General features: G+C 51.1%; 16 protein-coding genes. 8 read left to right on the top strand and 8 right to left on the bottom strand.

What is annotated here, in order from left to right:
- The first annotated feature begins 91 nt into the window (after window positions 1–91).
- Entirely contained in the window at window positions 92–1,003 is a 912-nt protein-coding gene (gene ttuA, locus ACZ47M_RS00975) for a tRNA-5-methyluridine(54) 2-sulfurtransferase (protein ID WP_464883414.1), read from the top strand.
- 45 nt (window positions 1,004–1,048) lie between these two features.
- On the opposite strand, the gene ACZ47M_RS00970 is transcribed toward ttuA, so the two are convergent.
- The 3 genes from ACZ47M_RS00970 to ACZ47M_RS00960 form a co-directional block, all read right to left on the bottom strand.
- A complete protein-coding gene (locus tag ACZ47M_RS00970) occupies window positions 1,049–3,007 on the bottom strand; it encodes an alpha-amylase/4-alpha-glucanotransferase domain-containing protein (protein ID WP_315343607.1) in 1,959 nt (652 codons plus the stop codon).
- Between the two features lie 81 nt (window positions 3,008–3,088).
- Window positions 3,089–3,715: a diacylglycerol/polyprenol kinase family protein gene (locus ACZ47M_RS00965; protein WP_315343610.1), complete on the bottom strand. Its 627-nt coding sequence runs from the start codon at window positions 3,713–3,715 to the stop codon at window positions 3,089–3,091.
- Window positions 3,693–4,382 (bottom strand): HAD family hydrolase, encoded by a 690-nt coding sequence (locus tag ACZ47M_RS00960; protein ID WP_315343613.1) that lies wholly within the window; start codon window positions 4,380–4,382, stop codon window positions 3,693–3,695. The genes ACZ47M_RS00965 and ACZ47M_RS00960 overlap by 23 nt, the downstream gene beginning before the upstream one ends.
- A 69-nt stretch (window positions 4,383–4,451) precedes the next feature.
- On the opposite strand from ACZ47M_RS00960, the gene ACZ47M_RS00955 reads away from it, so the two are divergent.
- From ACZ47M_RS00955 to mfnA, 3 genes are read left to right on the top strand one after another with little or no spacing between them, the layout of a single operon-like run.
- Window positions 4,452–4,682, top strand: a complete 231-nt coding sequence (locus ACZ47M_RS00955; protein WP_315343616.1) for a TIGR00304 family membrane protein — start codon at window positions 4,452–4,454, stop codon at window positions 4,680–4,682.
- A 15-nt stretch (window positions 4,683–4,697) separates the two neighbouring features.
- A complete protein-coding gene (locus ACZ47M_RS00950) occupies window positions 4,698–5,876 on the top strand; it encodes a cation:proton antiporter (RefSeq protein ID WP_315343618.1) in 1,179 nt (392 codons plus the stop codon).
- 33 nt (window positions 5,877–5,909) lie between these two features.
- Window positions 5,910–7,070, top strand: a complete 1,161-nt coding sequence (gene mfnA / locus ACZ47M_RS00945; RefSeq protein WP_315343621.1) for a tyrosine decarboxylase MfnA — start codon at window positions 5,910–5,912, stop codon at window positions 7,068–7,070.
- 66 nt (window positions 7,071–7,136) lie between these two features.
- Here mfnA and ACZ47M_RS00940 read toward each other — a convergent pair whose 3' ends face one another.
- Together ACZ47M_RS00940 and ACZ47M_RS00935 are read right to left on the bottom strand one after the other, a co-directional pair.
- A complete protein-coding gene (locus ACZ47M_RS00940) occupies window positions 7,137–7,994 on the bottom strand; it encodes a cation diffusion facilitator family transporter (RefSeq protein WP_315343624.1) in 858 nt (285 codons plus the stop codon).
- A gap of 275 nt (window positions 7,995–8,269) precedes the next feature.
- Window positions 8,270–8,866, bottom strand: coding sequence for a TasA family protein (locus ACZ47M_RS00935; protein WP_464883403.1), 597 nt, complete (start codon window positions 8,864–8,866; stop codon window positions 8,270–8,272).
- 303 nt (window positions 8,867–9,169) lie between these two features.
- Here ACZ47M_RS00935 and ACZ47M_RS00930 point away from each other — a divergent pair, with 303 nt between their 5' ends.
- Window positions 9,170–10,405, top strand: coding sequence for a flippase (locus ACZ47M_RS00930; protein ID WP_315343305.1), 1,236 nt, complete (start codon window positions 9,170–9,172; stop codon window positions 10,403–10,405).
- Window positions 10,406–10,652: 247 nt separating this feature from the next.
- Here the strand turns inward: ACZ47M_RS00930 and ACZ47M_RS00925 are convergent, their stop codons facing one another.
- Entirely contained in the window at window positions 10,653–11,594 is a 942-nt protein-coding gene (locus ACZ47M_RS00925) for a glycosyltransferase family 2 protein (protein WP_315343302.1), read from the bottom strand.
- A gap of 65 nt (window positions 11,595–11,659) precedes the next feature.
- Between ACZ47M_RS00925 and ACZ47M_RS00920 the strand changes: the two genes are divergently transcribed.
- The 3 genes from ACZ47M_RS00920 to ACZ47M_RS00910 are packed head-to-tail and all read left to right on the top strand — an operon-like array spanning window position 11,660 to window position 14,414.
- A complete protein-coding gene (locus ACZ47M_RS00920; RefSeq protein WP_315343299.1) occupies window positions 11,660–12,841 on the top strand; it encodes a CDP-glycerol glycerophosphotransferase family protein in 1,182 nt (393 codons plus the stop codon).
- Window positions 12,842–12,843: 2 nt separating this feature from the next.
- Window positions 12,844–13,533, top strand: coding sequence for an IspD/TarI family cytidylyltransferase (locus ACZ47M_RS00915; RefSeq protein ID WP_315343296.1), 690 nt, complete (start codon window positions 12,844–12,846; stop codon window positions 13,531–13,533).
- Window positions 13,530–14,414 (top strand): glycosyltransferase family 2 protein, encoded by an 885-nt coding sequence (locus ACZ47M_RS00910; RefSeq protein ID WP_315343293.1) that lies wholly within the window; start codon window positions 13,530–13,532, stop codon window positions 14,412–14,414. The genes ACZ47M_RS00915 and ACZ47M_RS00910 overlap by 4 nt, the downstream gene beginning before the upstream one ends.
- 311 nt (window positions 14,415–14,725) lie before the next feature.
- On the opposite strand, the gene ACZ47M_RS00905 is transcribed toward ACZ47M_RS00910, so the two are convergent.
- Both ACZ47M_RS00905 and ACZ47M_RS00900 read right to left on the bottom strand, forming a co-directional pair.
- Window positions 14,726–14,968 carry a hypothetical protein gene (locus ACZ47M_RS00905; protein ID WP_315343290.1) on the bottom strand — a complete coding sequence of 81 codons (243 nt, stop codon included), beginning with the start codon at window positions 14,966–14,968 and terminating at the stop codon, window positions 14,726–14,728.
- The gene (locus tag ACZ47M_RS00900; RefSeq protein ID WP_315343287.1) at window positions 14,959–15,654 is read right to left on the bottom strand and encodes a hypothetical protein; all 696 of its coding nucleotides are present in this window, start codon (window positions 15,652–15,654) and stop codon (window positions 14,959–14,961) included. Before ACZ47M_RS00900 ends, ACZ47M_RS00905 begins: the two co-directional genes overlap by 10 nt.
- Window positions 15,655–15,664 lie beyond the last annotated feature (10 nt).

The following is a 15,664-nucleotide window of genomic DNA, read 5'->3' as shown; positions in this document are numbered from 1 at the left end:
ACCGGGGAAGGTTGGAGAGGGCTTTAAAAAGGCTTCTGGTAGAAGTCTTTTAAACCTGGCTGAGGACTTCAACGCGGTGGGCGAAATGCCGATGAGGTGCAAGTTCTGCGATAGACCAGCCTTCATAAAGCTTCACTACCCAAAAATGTACCTTTGCGAGGAGCATTTCAAGGAATATTTCGAGAGAAAGGTGAAAAGGACGATAGAGCGCTATGGGATGCTCAAGCCGGACGACAAGGTTTTGGTCGTCGTCTCCGGTGGAAAGGACTCGGCAGTCACAGCTCACGTCCTCAAGAAGTTCGGTTACAACATCGAATGCCTCCACATAAACCTTGGAATAGGCGAGTACAGCGAAACGAGCGAAATCTACGCCAAAAAGCAGTGCGAGATTATAGGTGCTCCCCTCCACATCGTCCGCGTGAGGGAGCTTTTGGGCCATGGAATCGGCGAGGTAAGGACTAGGAGGCCGACCTGCTCCTACTGCGGACTAACCAAGCGCTACATCTTCAACAAGTTCGCCTACGACAACGGCTTTGACGTCGTTGCCACAGGTCATAACCTCGACGACGAGGCGAGCTTCATCTTCAACAACATCATGAACTGGAACACGCAGTATTTGGCGAAGCAGGGGCCCGTGACGCCTTCGGAGTTCAACGGCAAGCTGGTGAAGAAGGTCAAACCCCTCTACGAGGTCACCGAGAGGGAGGTTGTTGCCTACGCTTTAGCTAACGGCATAGAGTACAAGATGGAGGAGTGCCCGCACGCGGGGGGAGCAACAACGCTCGAATGGAAGGCTATTCTAAACGAGATGGAGGAGAAGAGGCCGGGAACGAAGATAAACTTCGTCAAGGGCTATCTGAGGAAGAAGGGCCTCTTCGAGGCCGAGCTGGAGGAAGAGTTTAAGGAGTGCAAAGTCTGCAGAATGCCGTCGAGCGGAGAGGTCTGCTCCTTCTGCGGGTTCTGGGGGCTGGAGAAGCCGGTCGATTTCAGGGTTAAGAAATAGCGGAAGGCACGAAATTATGAAAGCGAGGGAGTAAATATAAAACGATCAAAGCTCCCTGAACCTCAGCCTGAAGCGGAGCTCCCCTTCCACCGGGAAGAGAAGCGTGTAGCTGACGCCCTGCTGGATGAAGTCCCAGCCGCTCTCGCTCTGGCTGAGGGTCTTTATCGGATACTTCCAGACCCTCGCCTTCTTGTCGAGCTCTATTCTAACCCTCCCGATACCGTAGGGGTCGTTGACCTCAAAGCTCTCCGCCTCGAATTCAGCCGGCTCTTCCATGACGCTGTGAACTGCCAGGTTTAGCTCGACGCCGAAGAGGGTCCTCGCATCGCTTCTCACTGTATAATCAACTACGAAGCCATCTTCCATAACGTGGAAGGTCTTCTCAACTTTAGCAGGCTTTCCTGAGACTGTTCCGTCCCTTTCGAGGGTTATCCCGTCCTCGAAGAGGCTGAAGTCGTAGGCTCCACTAATGAAGTCGCCAAGCTCCACGTAGCGGTTCAGCCTGTACCCATCGAGGGTCGTCTCTGGTTCAATGAAGTGGTCCTGGAGGATGGCCCTGAGGTGGCTATCATAGGCCAGTTCGCGCCTTATCCTGTCGGGAATCTGCTTTCCAAGCTCGTGTATGCTGGCAACGCCATCGCCGCTTCCCTCTTCCGGAGTAGCCGACTCGGGAGCCTCATGGTAGTGCTCCCACCTTCTGGCTATAACGTCGTTGTAGTTGACGGCCTTTCTCTTTGAGCTGAACTCGAAGAGCGCTCCACCGTAGGCAGGCTTGAAGACGGCGTAGAAGTTTCTGTTCTCCAGGAAGACCTCGTCCCTGCCGTCGAAGTCTATGTCCCTGACGAAGTTCCCGGTGGAAACGAAGCTATTGGCCTTTATGATGTTCTCCCACACCGCCCTCCTCAAGTGCGGGAGGTAAACGCCGCCGAAGACGCCGTGCCAGTAGGCGTCGTTGCACTGGGCCTTGAGGAGGAACTTCCTTGCCTCCGGGTTGTCCCCAACGGCTTTGCTCACCATAAGCATTCTCTTGTGCATGTAGTTGCTCTCCGGGTACTTGAAGAAGAAGTTCTTCCAGATTCCCCCCCTCACGAAAACGCGGTACTTCTCGAACCTGTTCTCCTTCTTGAGCTCCTCAACGAACTCGACGAAGAGCTTCGCCTGCTTTGCTGGCAGAGACCACTCGCTCATCTCGAAGTAGGATGCGATTGGCAGGTAGACGAGGCCCCTCGGCTTGAACTTTGAAAGGTACTCGGAGTAAAGCATTAGGTTTATCCTCTCGTCGCTTGAAACCTTCTCAAAGAACTCCCTGAGCCAGCCCTTCCCGTAAACCCAGTCGTAGGTTCCCGGCCAGACGCCGAACTTCTCGCCGTCGTCGTGGAATACAGCTACTTTGCTCTCGTCCCCGTCGTCAAGGCCGTGGAGGTACTCCAGCGTCTTATCGACCGGGCGGAAGGGGATGAGATATCGGAGCTTCTCGTCTATCGGGAAGACCGTTATAACCTCTCCGCCGTCCTCGGTGTAGTAGGGCCAGAAGAGTTCTTCCTTAGCTAAACCAGCGCTCATGAAGTGATAGTCGTCAACTATGACGTACTCTATGCCAGCCGCGCGGAGGCTCTTTACCAGCTCTGGCTGCCATACCCTCTCCGTCAGCCAGACACCCTTAGCCTCGTAGCCGAGCTTCTTCGCGAAATCTTTCAGCAGGTTTATCTGCTCTATCCTGTCCTCTTTGGGAATTGAAGCTAAGACCGGCTCGTAGAAACCTGCCACGACTATTTCCAGCTGGTCCTTCTTCACAAGCGAGCGGAGAAGGTCGAGGTGCTCTGGCCTGTTCTCCGATATCCACTCCAGCAGCGGGCCCGAGTAGTGAACGGCAACCTTCATGTTGGGGTAGTTCTCCAGCGTCTCCATGAAGGGCCTGTATGACCTTTCGTAAGCGCTCTCCATCACCCACCCGAAGTTCCCCAGCGGCTGGTGGTTGTGTATCCCGAATATGAAGTTCACCATCACGACCACCCGTCGAATGTTATCACTGAAGGTGATACTGAAGTCTCTGGTATAAATACCTTTTGCCCACCAGAGCACGTATCAGAGGAGGGTGAGAAGGTAGAGAACCACCGCAATCGCCAGCTGGTTTGAGAAGTTGTCGTCGGGGGGAAGCTCATAGAACTCGGCTATTGTACCTGCCAAAGAGCCTATTAACGCCGCGGTTAGCCCCATTAGGGGAGCTATTACAATTACTCCGGAGAGAAAATAAGCCAGACTCCCCTCAAGGCTCTTTCCGTTGGAGAAGCGGTGTTTTCCAAAGCTTTTCCCTACTATAGCCGCCAGGGCATCACCTATCGTTGCAACGGTTATTGAGGCTATGGCTATCTCCTCGGAAAAGAAGTACACTATAACGAGGGAAGCCACTGAAAAGTATATATGAGCCCCTATGCCGTTCCTCTCGTGAGACCGCTCGATCTCCTTAATGTGTTTCTCAATAACCTCCACGCCGCTGACCATTTCCGGCCTTATTATCTTGAGCCTAACCTTTATCCTGTCACTCAGCCCCTCAATGATTCTGAAGGGTTCAAGAACCACAAACAGGACAAAAGCAAGGGCCACAAAAGTGAGGGTTAACTCCCTACCGAAGAGCACGTAAAAAGCGGGAACGGTGAGTCCCGTCAGATGAAGGGCCTTTCTCTTGACCTCAGTTTTTATTCCATCCGGCATTCCTTATCACCTCAAGGGCCTCGAAAAGGTCATGAACAACGTAGTCGGCGTTTTTGGATGGCCTGCCTTTGAAGTAGCCCCTCCTAACAAGTATGCCAACGGCGCCTATGGCCTTTGCGCCCGCCATGTCCGTTTCGTCTCTGTCACCTACGACGTACACCTCATCGTCCCCGAACTTAGAGACAGCCAGCTTAAAGTTGTGGGGGGTTAGCTTTGAGTAGCCCGTCTCCTCGCTGATTATAACGTCGTCAAAGAAGCCTTCAATGCCCAGCATCTTGAGCTTCTTCCTCTGCCACTCCGAGGAGGAGTCTGTTATCAGAACCACTCTGGCGCCCATCTTTCGAAGACCCTCCAGGAAGGGGAGGGCGTCTGGATAGAGCCTCAGCCGGGAGAAGAACTCTTTCTCGACCAGGGACGTTATTTCCTCAACCTCTTTGCTCTGGATATCGGGATAAATCTTCATAAGGACCTCTCGGATGACATCGCTCATGTCCATTTTATGGTAGCGATCGAAGCTCTCCAGCTTTCTGTACTCCCTGAAAAGAAAGTACCTGATAAGCCTGAACCTCCGTCGCCTTAGAGCATACATAATAACCTTGAGAAGAGTTTTCCTGCCAGCCCCCCAGGTGTTGCAGAGTGTATCGTCGAGGTCAACTATCACAAGCAAGCTATCACCGCTGAGTGTTGGGCAGGACTCTTAAAAAAGTTTAAAAAGAGTTCCCCAAATGGGGGGACGATGAAGGGGGAAATAATCATACTGGCCGGGATAGCACTCATCTTCATGGGCTTTCTCCTGGTGTTCATAGGAACGCTTGTATCGTCCTTAGGCGGAGAAACGGAAGTCGAGGGCGGGGGAGTCATAATGATAGGCCCCGTGCCGATAGTCTTCGGTACTGGAAGGGGAGCAACAATAGCCACGATCCTGGCGGTCGTTCTCATGGTTCTGTGGATCGTTGGAGCCTCATAGCCAGGAGGGGATGACGTGGACTTCCTGATGGCGCTGGCCATTCTTCTCGTCGTTGCAAAAAGCTTAGAATGGAGCTTCGAGAAATTCGACGTTCACCCCATAATACCCCACGTCCTCACTGGAATAATCCTCGGTCCTTTCCTTTTGGGCATCATAGGGCCGAGTGAGGAACTCAATGTTCTCGCCGAGTTCGGGCTGATAATGATGATGCTCTACACGGGGCTGACCAGCAACTTCTCGGCCATAGCCCAGAACACGAAAAAGGCCACGGCAGTTGCCGCGCTTGGAGTCCTGGCATCGTTCCTCCTGGGCTTTCTGACCGTCAAAATGTTCGGAAAGCCGCTCTCAGCGGCCATATTCGTCGGGGTGACCCTCGGGAACACCGCCATAGAGATCACGAGCGGAGTAATCGTCAGGGAAAGGGTCAAACGTGAGGTCTCTTCAATACTCATGGGGGCCGCCTTCGCCGACGACATAATTGCCGTCTACCTAATAGGAATAATCACCGCGATAGCCAGAGGAAGCCTTGACGCCGCTTTCTTCGGGATACTAACTGTTAAAATCTTCGTCTTCATAGGTTTGACCCTCCTGATATCGGAACGCGTCTTCAAAAAGGCCGAATGGTTTGGGGTCGTGGTCAGGAATTTGGACGTCTTCTTCACCTTTGCCCTCATACTCACCTTCCTCCTGGCGATAATAGCGGAGAAGGCTGGCCTAAACCAGATAATAGGGGCCTACCTTGCGGGCCTGACGATAAGCAGGCTCCGCGAAAGGAAGGATCCAACGGTAGTGACCAGGATAAAGCTCAACGAACTCATAGAAGACCTGGAAGTCGTCCTCACGGAGTTCTTCATGCCCCTGTTCTTCATCTACGTAGGGCTCATGTTCAACCCCCCGCTCAAGGAGGTCAGCCTGGCCCTGATAGTGGCCCTCTACCTTGCCGCAGTCCTCGGAAAGTTCCTTGGTTGCGGTCTCGGGGCGAGGGTCTCCGGCCTCAGCTGGGAAGACTCAGCCCTGATAGGCATAGGGATGGGCGGCAGGGGGAGCCTCGAGCTTGCAATACTAACCTTCGGCCTCCGCACGGGCATAATCGACCAGGGGCTCTTCGCCAGCGTCATAATCGTCTCAATGCTGACGGCCCTCACAACGCCAGCGTTCTTCAAAACTTACGCTGAAATCCGAGCAAAAGCTTAAATCCCCAGACCAAAATTAGACGCCGGTGGGAGAATGAGGTTTCCGAAGGAAGGGGCGAGCGAGGAAGAAGTCCTCCGGGAACTGGAGAGGAAAACATCGGAAGACCTGACTTTTGATTCCGGCAGGATTTTAGGTTCCATGTGCACCTATCCTCACCCGTTGGCCGTTAAAGTTGTTCAGCGCTACATAGACAGAAACTTGGGCGACCCGGGGCTTCATGTGGGGAGCCAGAAAATAGAAAAGGAAGCGGTTGACATGCTGGCAAGCCTCCTCGGGCTTGAAGGGGGTTATGGGAATATAGTTTCCGGCGGAACTGAGGCGAACATTTTAGCCGTAAGGGCCTTCAGGAATCTGGCCAGCGTTGAGAAACCGGAGCTCATTCTCCCGGAGAGCGCGCACTTCTCCTTTATCAAGGCAGGAGAGATGCTCGGGGTAAAGCTCGTCTGGGCGAAGCTGAGGGAGGACTACTCCGTCGATGTTAAGGATGTTGAGAGCAAAATCACGGACAACACGGTAGGAATCGTTGGAATAGCTGGAACCACAGGCTTGGGCGTTGTGGATGATATCCCTGCCTTAAGCGACCTCGCTTTGGACTACGGCATTCCCTTGCACGTGGATGCAGCTTTTGGGGGCTTCGTGATACCTTTCGCCAAAGCCCTTGGCTACGATATCCCCGACTTCGACTTCAGGCTCAAGGGGGTAAAGAGCATAACGATAGACCCCCACAAGATGGGGATGGTTCCAATCCCGGCCGGGGGGATAATCTTCCGCGAAAAGAAGTACATTGACGCCATAAGTGTCCTGGCCCCTTACTTAGCAGGCGGGAGGATATGGCAGGCGACCATAACAGGAACAAGGCCCGGAGCCAGCGCTTTGGCAGTCTGGGCAATGATAAAGCACCTCGGCTTTGAGGGGTACAGGGAAGTTGTTAAGCAAGCAATGGAGCTGAGCAGGTGGTTCGCGGCCGAGCTGAAGAAAATCCCGGGAGTTTACCTCATCCGTGAGCCGGTGCTCAACATAGTCTCCTTTGGAGCCGATAAACTGGAAAAAGTCGAGGAGGAGCTGAAGAAGCGGAAGTGGGGCATAAGCGCCCACAGGGGCTACATCAGGGTCGTTATGATGCCCCACGTGAGGAGGGAGCACCTGGAGGAGTTTTTGAGGGATCTGAGGGAGATCGTCTCCCGTATGCTCTGAAAATTTCGTTCCCCCATCATTATCTTTGCCAGTTCTGGCCTTTCCCCTTGCGTGCACAAATGTCATTCAGTGACACCCATATATGTCCACGTGGACGAAGACCCTGTCAACCTCGGGGAGCTCCTCTACCAGCTTCTTAACCTTGTGGCTGACATCGTGGGCCTCCTTCAGCGTCAGCTCCGGCGGCACCTCGATGTGGAGCTCCACGTGGAGCCTGTTCCCGACGTAGTGGGCCCGTAAATCGTGAACGCCGAGGACGTTTGGGACGCTGAGGGCGCGCTTCTTTATCTCCTCGCAGACCTCAAAGGAGGGAGCTTGGCCGGTTAAGTAACCGATGTTCTGGAGGAGTATATCCAATGAAACCTTCAGGAGGAAGACCGCCACCACGAGCCCTGCCAGCGCGTCGCCGTATCTGAATCCGAGCTTCTGTGCAGTCAACCCAACCAGAACCGCCAGGCTGCTCAGGGAGTCGCTCCTGTGGTGGTAGGCGTCCGCTATTAGAATCTGGCTGTTAAGTTTTCTGCCGACGTAAACGGAGTAGCGGAACATGACCTCCTTGGTGAGGATAGAGAGGAGGGTAACTCCGAGCATGAGGGAGTTAACCTCTACCACCTCTCCCCTCAGGAGCCTATAGACGGAGTCGCGCCCTATCTCGTAGGCAACAATGAGGAGCGCCTCCCCTATAAGGAAAGCAACCAGCGGCTCGAAGCGGGAGTGACCGAAGGGATGGCTCCGGTCAGGGGGTTTGGAAGATATCCTTATTCCCGCGTAGCCGATGACGCTCGTTATCACATCGCTCAGGGAATGGATGCCGTCGGAAATGATGGCAATGCTGGAATAGATGAACCCGATGGCCAGTTTGAGAAGGGAGAGGAGGACGTTTCCCACTATAGAAAGCCAGATGGGTTTGTAAACCTCTTCCAAATTACCACCTCCACGCCTCGGCGTCATGATGACGCCCAACCTTATTAGGTTTTCCAATTTTATTAGAGTACCCCAACGAGATAAAAATAAGGGCGCGGTCAGTCCGTCACTCCCTCATCACGCCTCAGGCAAGGCTGAACTCATCATCCCAGAGGAACTCAAAAAAGAGGTTAAAAAGGTATGCTCAGCGATCACCTTTCCATCCTCACCGGTCGGTTCGCCCATCACTCATCATCGCGTTAACCGCTTCCCTTAGGGGTTTAATAGGCTTCTCCTCACTGGCTCGCGATGATCATAATGTTAATCTTTGATGTGTCGGTGAGGCAGTCATTGCCAGCCGAGGGAGAAAGTTGAACAGTTAAGGTTACCTTCAGGACACCATTTTTCGGAAGTGAGCCCGAGAAGATCTGAAGTTCGCTCATATTGAGCTCTCCCAGGCTCTTTCCGATGTAGTCGCTGAGGACTTTCTCATCGTCACCCTGTGAGACGCGGAAGTCCGTGATAATCAAATATCTGCTGAGCTCGCCGGTATCAGGGGTTTTATCGACCAGGGCCTCAGCCTTGCTGAGGGCACCGTTCTCGGTGTCGGTGATGTTGAAGACCATGACCACGGAGGAGACCGGGTAGTCCCCGCGGTTTTTGATGTAGAATTCGGCAGTCCTCTCTTCCCCTGGCTTAAGGTTGTCAAAGGAGAAGAGCTTGTAGTCATCGTAGAACCTTTCCCCGTCCTTGCTTATGCCGATGTCGAAGTCTCCGGTGGAGAGCTGGTTTCCCTCGGACCTGGCCACGTCGCTGAAGTACGAAACCCCGAACTTGACGCCGGCCAGGAACATTAAGAGACCGAGCATCCCAACAACTATAGCCCGTTTCATTTTAATCACCTCCGATAGTTATCGACTGAAATTTAAGAGGGAAGCTTATAAAGTTTTCTATCAAAAATGGTTATCAGCAAACCCAAGAAGAGTTACAAAATCAGATAAAACAACCTGAAAAGAGGACTAAACCATCACAGGGAGCACAGAGTGGCCCTCTAACACTGGAATCGAGGATATGGAGCTTTATCATGGACTAGAGGTGTGGGACAAAGAACCCCGAACTTAGGAAAAGCCCCGTCGGTGGGCATGCCAAGATACGGAGGATTAAGTTTTTAATTCCCCCGTTTTACCAAGAAGCTGATGACCGAGAGTTTAAAGTTGAAGCTGATAAAAAACGCAGGCTGGCTTTTCGGTGCTGAGATGATTTCAAAACTTCTCTCTTATGGAGTAATTTTCATTCTCAGCAGAAGCCTCGGGCCGGAGGGGGTTGGGCAGTATTCTTTCATCTTCTACTACGTGGGTCTTCTTGGAGTGTTCTCCGACCTTGGTGTCGGTTACTACTTTATGCGCGAAGTCGCAAGGGACAGGAATAAGGCGGAAGAACTTTTGCCTGACGTTTTGGGGTTTAAGATAGCTCTAGCCCTGTTAAATTTCCTTATAATCGTTGCACTGACGATGCCCCTCCCAAGGCCAGGTTGGATGAAGATCCTCATCATTTTGACCGGGACAGAAGCTATGTTTAATTGGATCTCCTACGTGTTCGTGAATACCATGTACGCCCACGAGGTCACCAAATACGAGGCACTGGCCAGGACAATTGAGAGAATCTGGGCATTCTTCGTTGGTGGTGCAGTTCTTTACACCTCTCGCTCCCTCCCGCCCTTCATCGTAGCCATTCTTACTGGATACGTCATAAGGGAAGCCCTGAGGGTACACTGGGGTTCCAGGTTTGTTAAGGCCATCAAAATCCGTTTTAAGCCCGAAGTCTGGGCGTCCCTCCTTAAGAAATCATACCCCTTCTGGCTGATTGGGTTGTTCACCCTCATCTACTACAGCACGGACATGGTGATGTTGAGCCTAATGAAGGGGGACTACGAGACGGGGATTTACAGGGCGGCGCATACTCTGGTGGATGTCTCACTCCTAGTTCCGGGCATAGTCATCTCAACGACGATGCCGTCCATGGCGAGGCTGTGGGTGGAAGACAGAAAGACTCTCAGCGTTCTCTTCAGAAAGAGTTTTCAACTGCTCTTAGTAATTGGCATCTTCGGAGCCGTTGGCTATTACATCTTCGCTCGCCTTGGGATAATCATTGCTTTCGGGGAAGATTTTCTCCCGAGTGTTCCTGTTCTAAGGGTTCTCGCCTTTGCCATGCCCTTTATGTTCCTGAACTCCCTCTTCGGTAGCTTCATGAACGCGACCGGGAGGGAGCTCACCTTCACGAAGATAACGGGGTTTACTGCCTTGCTCAATGTGGTACTAAACTACATCCTAATACTTCACCACGGGGCCAGCGGGGCGGCAGCGGCGACTGTGGTGAGTCAGTTGTTCGTTACCCTTGGGAGCTATGTTTATATCACCAGCGAGAGCAGATAGAATAAGATTTTAGGGAGCCTTAATATAACAACTATCGTCGGTGATAATACCAACGACCTAAGAGAAAGCCCACTAAAATGTTTAAGCTATCATTCTCTATTTTAAACGTATTGTGCTTCCTGAGCTGATTGTAGCAACATTAGTGTTCCTAAAAGACGGAATTTTTGACAAATCTTTAACCCCTGCGAATGATTTTCATATAAGAGTGTCGAACCATCTTCATATCACCTCTATGAACTAAGGATATTCACTTCGTAACCCTCCGTATGAACCATTTCACGGGAATAACACTATCAACGGCTATGCTCCATAACCAGAGGACGTCACCGCTCGCCCTCCCTAATATCAGGTAGGGGAAAATCACTCTGGAATACTTTAACATGTATAGGAACTTGTGTTTCCTGTCAACAAAATCTAAATGGCTCAATATACTGCCAGGGTACTGGTGTTTTTTAATTAACGAAATCTCTTTCGTTTTGCCAAGTTTCTCCAGTTGCAAGAACAACAACCTGTAATTGTTTTCAATCTGACTAAACCTCTCTTTCGACAATATGTTTTTATTCGCAACCACACTGCTACCCATTCTGTTGTTGATGAACCCGATGTAATCGTCGACGAAGACCTTATCAATAACGGACAGATAAAAGAGGTAGAAGTAACTGTCCTCAGAGTACACGTACGGTGTATATCTGATATTGTACTCGTCAAGTATCTTCCTTTTCAGGACGGCGTTGCCCATACCAAACCTGAACTTACCTTTTAGCCCGTCAAAACGTGAATAAACGCCGCGGGTGTAAATAAAGTCTCTCGTAGAGCCATTACTCCTGATCACCCTGTAACTTGAAACGTATGCATCCACGCCATCATTCTCAAGGTGGTTAACGGCGTTCTCCAGCATCTTCTCATTAATCCAGTCATCACTATCGAGGAACAGTATGTAATCGCCAGACGCGCGTTCGAGGCCGATGTTACGGGTTAATGGGAATGGCCTGTCTGGTTCGAAAATGCCAATTATTCTATCGTCCTGTTCCATGAACCGTTGAATTATCTCCTTACTGTTGTCGGTAGAGTAATCGTCAATGATTATTAACTCCCAGTCATCATACGTTTGGTTCAGAACACTGGTAATGGATTTTTCCAACCATTTCCCCTTGTTTTTGTTGGGCATTATGACGCTGACCTTAACCATGACTCCCCCACTATAACTACCCGAGAAGATTTTAAAACTTTACAGTGATAACTCATTCGATAAAAATGAACCACGTCAAACTCCAACTTCTGGCATCTAGAGTACTCTCACTCGCGAACACCATCCCTAAAGACGAAAACAGGATAGTCTTCTATTCAACACCAGACGTTTCTGACAACGCCCTCGCACTCTTCAAGTATGTTTACAACATCAACGATGGGTACACCTTAGTGTGGCTCCTCAACAGCCCCGACTCCCGCGTTGTCCCCGCCCTACGGGAGAAGTATCCGGAAGTTAGAACCGTGCCCCTTTACTCGGCCCGAGGCCTCAAGGAACTAGTCAGGGCAAAGTTCGTTGTGACAACGGATGTCCTACCCGTGACCCCACATTTCGGCCAGAGGGTAATTCAACTCTGGCACGGCCTGCCTGGTAAAAAGACGGGCCACGAACACCCCCTCGGAATAAAAGACCTCTACCTCTACATGGACCGCTGGACGACCGATTTTGTGACAACTTCTGAACTGGTCGTTGGGGCCTTTGTGAGGCAGTTCATGATAAACCCAAGAAAGTTCAGGATCCTCGGCCAGCCGAGGAACGACGGTATTTTCACCAACCTGAGACTCTCCAGGGAACTCCTTTCGGGGATACTAAACATCGACGTTGAAGGGTACGACCACGTGCTCTTTTATGCCCCCACTTACAGGTACACGAGTTACCTCAAGGACTTCGAGGCGAGTGTGGGGGTGGTCAAAAGTCTCCTTAACAAGAGGTTCACCGAATTTTTGCAAAGGATTAACGCACTGCTGGTTATCAAACCGCACAAACTTGTGGCGGACGCGGTCGCCCCGGAAATTGAAAACAGCGGGAACATTAGATTACTCACAGACGAACCTCTGGTGGAGCGTTTCCTCACTATAAACGACGTTATGGGAGCGTTTGATGTACTCATCACAGACTATTCGAGCATTTATGAAGACTACCTCCTCCTGGAGAGGCCCGTTGTTTTTTACCTGCCCGACAGGGTAGAACTGGAGAGGAAGAGCGGATTTTTGTTACCCTACGAGTTTTTTGCGCCGGGGGCCAAACCGGAGGACGTTGAAGGGCTGATCAACGCGCTGGCGGGGTATATTGATGACCCTTCTCTTGACTCGGAGTGGAGAAAAACTGTTAAAAATCTCCTCTACGAGGTAGGAAGTGATGACAAATCATCTGAGAGGGTTTACAAGAGACTGATCCGGGAGGAATGACGATGACAACGCTTATTTTGCTCGCTGGAGGAATCGGAAAGCGTGCAAATCTCGGAATTCCAAAACAATACTACACACTGGAAGGCAAGATGATAATAGAGCACACGCTGGAAAACATCTCTGGTGTTCGGGAGATAGATTCGATTGTACTCGTCTCCAATCCGGATTTTATTGAAATCGCAGAAGAACTGAGGCAGACGTATCCCAAAATCTCCAGAATAGCCCTAGGGGGAGCAACCAGAAACGAGTCCCTGCTGAACGGATTTATAGAAGTCAAAGAGACCGAGAAAAAGGTCATCGTACACGACGCTGTTAGGCCGTTTACTCCCAGGTGGATTTTTGAGAGGATCATTTCAGAACTCGATGAAAAAGACGTCGTTACAACCGTGAATCCCATAACAGGGAACCTCATAGAATTGGATGGTGAGAAGGTAAAGAGGATTTATGACCGCTCAAAATACGTGATGGGAGAAGCACCAACTGGTTACAGGTATAATGCTCTCAAAAAAACGCTCGAACTCGCAGTGAATGGGGGCTACCTCAACACCATACCCCACGACATCCTCCTGGCGATGATGGCAGGTTTTGAAGTCCACACCCTCAACTGCAACTGCTTCAACCTCAAGATAACGTTCAAAGAGGACATGGAGATAGCCAAAGCCCTGATAAGGGTCATGAGGGAGGGCCGGTGAGGCCGAGGGTATCCGTTGTGATCCCTACTTACAACAGAGATACCCTTCTAAGACGGGCGATAGAGAGCGTGTTAAAACAGAGTTTCGATGATTTTGAGGTTCTAGTCATCGACGGTGCCCGGAGCGGATCAACACGGGAGCTCGTCCGTTCCCTCGGTGATGGAAGGATTAGATACATCCCACAGAGGGGAAAGGGGATAGCCAACGCCCGCAACCTCGGCGTCTTAAAATCAAGGGGGGAGTTCATAGCGTTTCTCGACGATGATGACCGCTGGAGAGAGGACAAACTGAAGCGTCAGTTGGAACTCTTCCGGGAGTTACCTGAAAGTTATGGTCTTATATACACTGCCTTTACATACTACTATCTGGAGAAGAATCGAGTTCTCGGGATAAAACATCCAAAGGCGAGTGGGAACGTGTACAAATACCTGCTCAAAGACAACATAACGGGCACATCCACAATAATGGTCAAGCGTGACTGCTTCAAAAAGGCCGGTCTTTTCAGAGAGAGTTTTGTCACCTGTGAGGACTGGGATATGTGGCTCAGAATATCGAAAATTTGCCTTTTCGGGGCCATAGATGAGCCACTTGTTGATTACTCAATTCATTCGGGCCAGTTTTCGTTTGCAAAATATTTAGAGGGCAGATATAGGATGATAGAGGAGCATGAAGACATAAGGCATAATCCCAGGGTTCTCAGTTATCACCTGCTCCAGATAGGTCTTCTGAAGGTTTTGGGTGGGGACAAAACTGGAGCGAAAGAGATACTTGCAGCCTTCAGGCTCAACCCGGTAATGGGAGACAACTTTTTGGATATCCTCGGCTCTCTCTTTGACGTGAGAACGAGAATATACATCCTCAAGTTCCTTGGAAGACTCTGAATCTCGGTTTTCTTTGGAGTGCTAAAGGCCGTAAGCGCTGTCTCAGAATTTCTAAATTTCTCCACTGTCCACAGAAGCAAGTATTACGCGAACCAGAGACCATCCCAAGGCAATCCTGAACTCGGACGTTACCTTCATAACTTCCAGAACCCAAAAGATGACCCCCTCGACCTCAAGTACATTAAAGCTGGAGCAAGTCACTCCTGCCAAGCCCTAAAGATTATCAGTTAAAGGCGCAGTTCTTCCGAGCACTACAAAAAGTTGTGTATCTTAGAGGATATTCCATTTTCGTCAGATTCCCTAGCCAGCATCTAACCGCTGAGGATCTCGTAAACTTTCATGGCAACAACCACTAGAAAAACGAGCAGAAGGAAATAAGCGGAGTACTTGAGGCCCTCTTTCGTCTCCTCCGGGAGATAGAACTCACCAACGTCCAGGGTTATCAGGATGCCTATGAGGGTCACCGTGAGGAAAACTTCCGTGGAAGGGGAGAGAACAGCCGAAATAACGATCCAGACGCTGAGAAAAATCATAAGATACTCCCTCACAGCCATTTCTCAACACCGCCGGCCCTTTTCAGGAGGAGCCTGAGATACCCTTTAACTTCACCAATCTCCTCAACGGTGAGAACCTCGCCGGCACCGGCCGCCAGGGCAACTAAAACGGCTGAGAGCACCGCATCAGCATAGGGGAACTCCCTGCAGGGGCTTTTAACGTAAATCTCTACATTCTCGCCTTCTTCAAAGACCTTGGGAGCTGAAAGGCCGAATCTGTCCAGGACGCCCGAAACGGCTGAGGAAGCATAGCCCACACCTGAGCCAATGATCTCCAGATCCTCAATAAGCCTCCACCCTGGAACGGGTGACAGGAGCAGGCCCGGTTCAGGTTCGGAATAAAGAACCCTTCCCTCAAAGAGCCTGCCGAGGTTGGGCTTCCCTTTGGGGGAAACGGGGATGAAAATCCCACCGTGGGGGAGGTTCTCATAGGGAGGGATCACGAAAACCTTTCCCTTGAGTCCAACGTCGGAGGCAAGGTTTGAAAAGAAAGCACAGGAAGAAGAGCTCAAAACGTCCCCGGTCTCAAGGGGGAGACACTTCCATCCGGGGAGGGAAAAGGCAACTATGCCGATGATTATAGAACCTATCCCGAGGTTCACCATGGCCTGATTGCTCAAAGAGCCCCCCAGGTACCAGAGGACTGTCCCCAGTGCCGTCAGGATTCCACCCGATAAGCGCCCCATTTTAACCGAA

The sequence above is a fragment of the Thermococcus waiotapuensis genome, assembly GCF_055384795.1.
Note: the sequence above shows the minus strand (reverse complement) of the source record. Positions and strands in the feature narration are given on the sequence as shown.

Bases quoted from the DNA above. Each gene is read 5' to 3' on its own strand.
- ACZ47M_RS00900 (WP_315343287.1), bottom strand. From the start codon at position 15,654: ATGGGGCGCTTATCGGGTGGAATCCTGACGGCACTGGGGACAGTCCTC.
- ACZ47M_RS00930 (WP_315343305.1), top strand. From the start codon at position 9,170: ATGACCGAGAGTTTAAAGTTGAAGCTGATAAAAAACGCAGGCTGGCTT.
- ACZ47M_RS00915 (WP_315343296.1), top strand. From the start codon at position 12,844: ATGACAACGCTTATTTTGCTCGCTGGAGGAATCGGAAAGCGTGCAAAT.
- ACZ47M_RS00955 (WP_315343616.1), top strand. From the start codon at position 4,452: ATGAAGGGGGAAATAATCATACTGGCCGGGATAGCACTCATCTTCATG.
- ACZ47M_RS00905 (WP_315343290.1), bottom strand. From the start codon at position 14,968: ATGGCTGTGAGGGAGTATCTTATGATTTTTCTCAGCGTCTGGATCGTT.
- ACZ47M_RS00970 (WP_315343607.1), bottom strand. From the start codon at position 3,007: ATGGTGAACTTCATATTCGGGATACACAACCACCAGCCGCTGGGGAAC.
- ttuA (WP_464883414.1), top strand. From the start codon at position 92: ATGAGGTGCAAGTTCTGCGATAGACCAGCCTTCATAAAGCTTCACTAC.
- ACZ47M_RS00925 (WP_315343302.1), bottom strand. From the start codon at position 11,594: ATGGTTAAGGTCAGCGTCATAATGCCCAACAAAAACAAGGGGAAATGG.
- ACZ47M_RS00965 (WP_315343610.1), bottom strand. From the start codon at position 3,715: ATGCCGGATGGAATAAAAACTGAGGTCAAGAGAAAGGCCCTTCATCTG.
- mfnA (WP_315343621.1), top strand. From the start codon at position 5,910: ATGAGGTTTCCGAAGGAAGGGGCGAGCGAGGAAGAAGTCCTCCGGGAA.
- ACZ47M_RS00935 (WP_464883403.1), bottom strand. From the start codon at position 8,866: ATGAAACGGGCTATAGTTGTTGGGATGCTCGGTCTCTTAATGTTCCTG.
- ACZ47M_RS00920 (WP_315343299.1), top strand. From the start codon at position 11,660: ATGAACCACGTCAAACTCCAACTTCTGGCATCTAGAGTACTCTCACTC.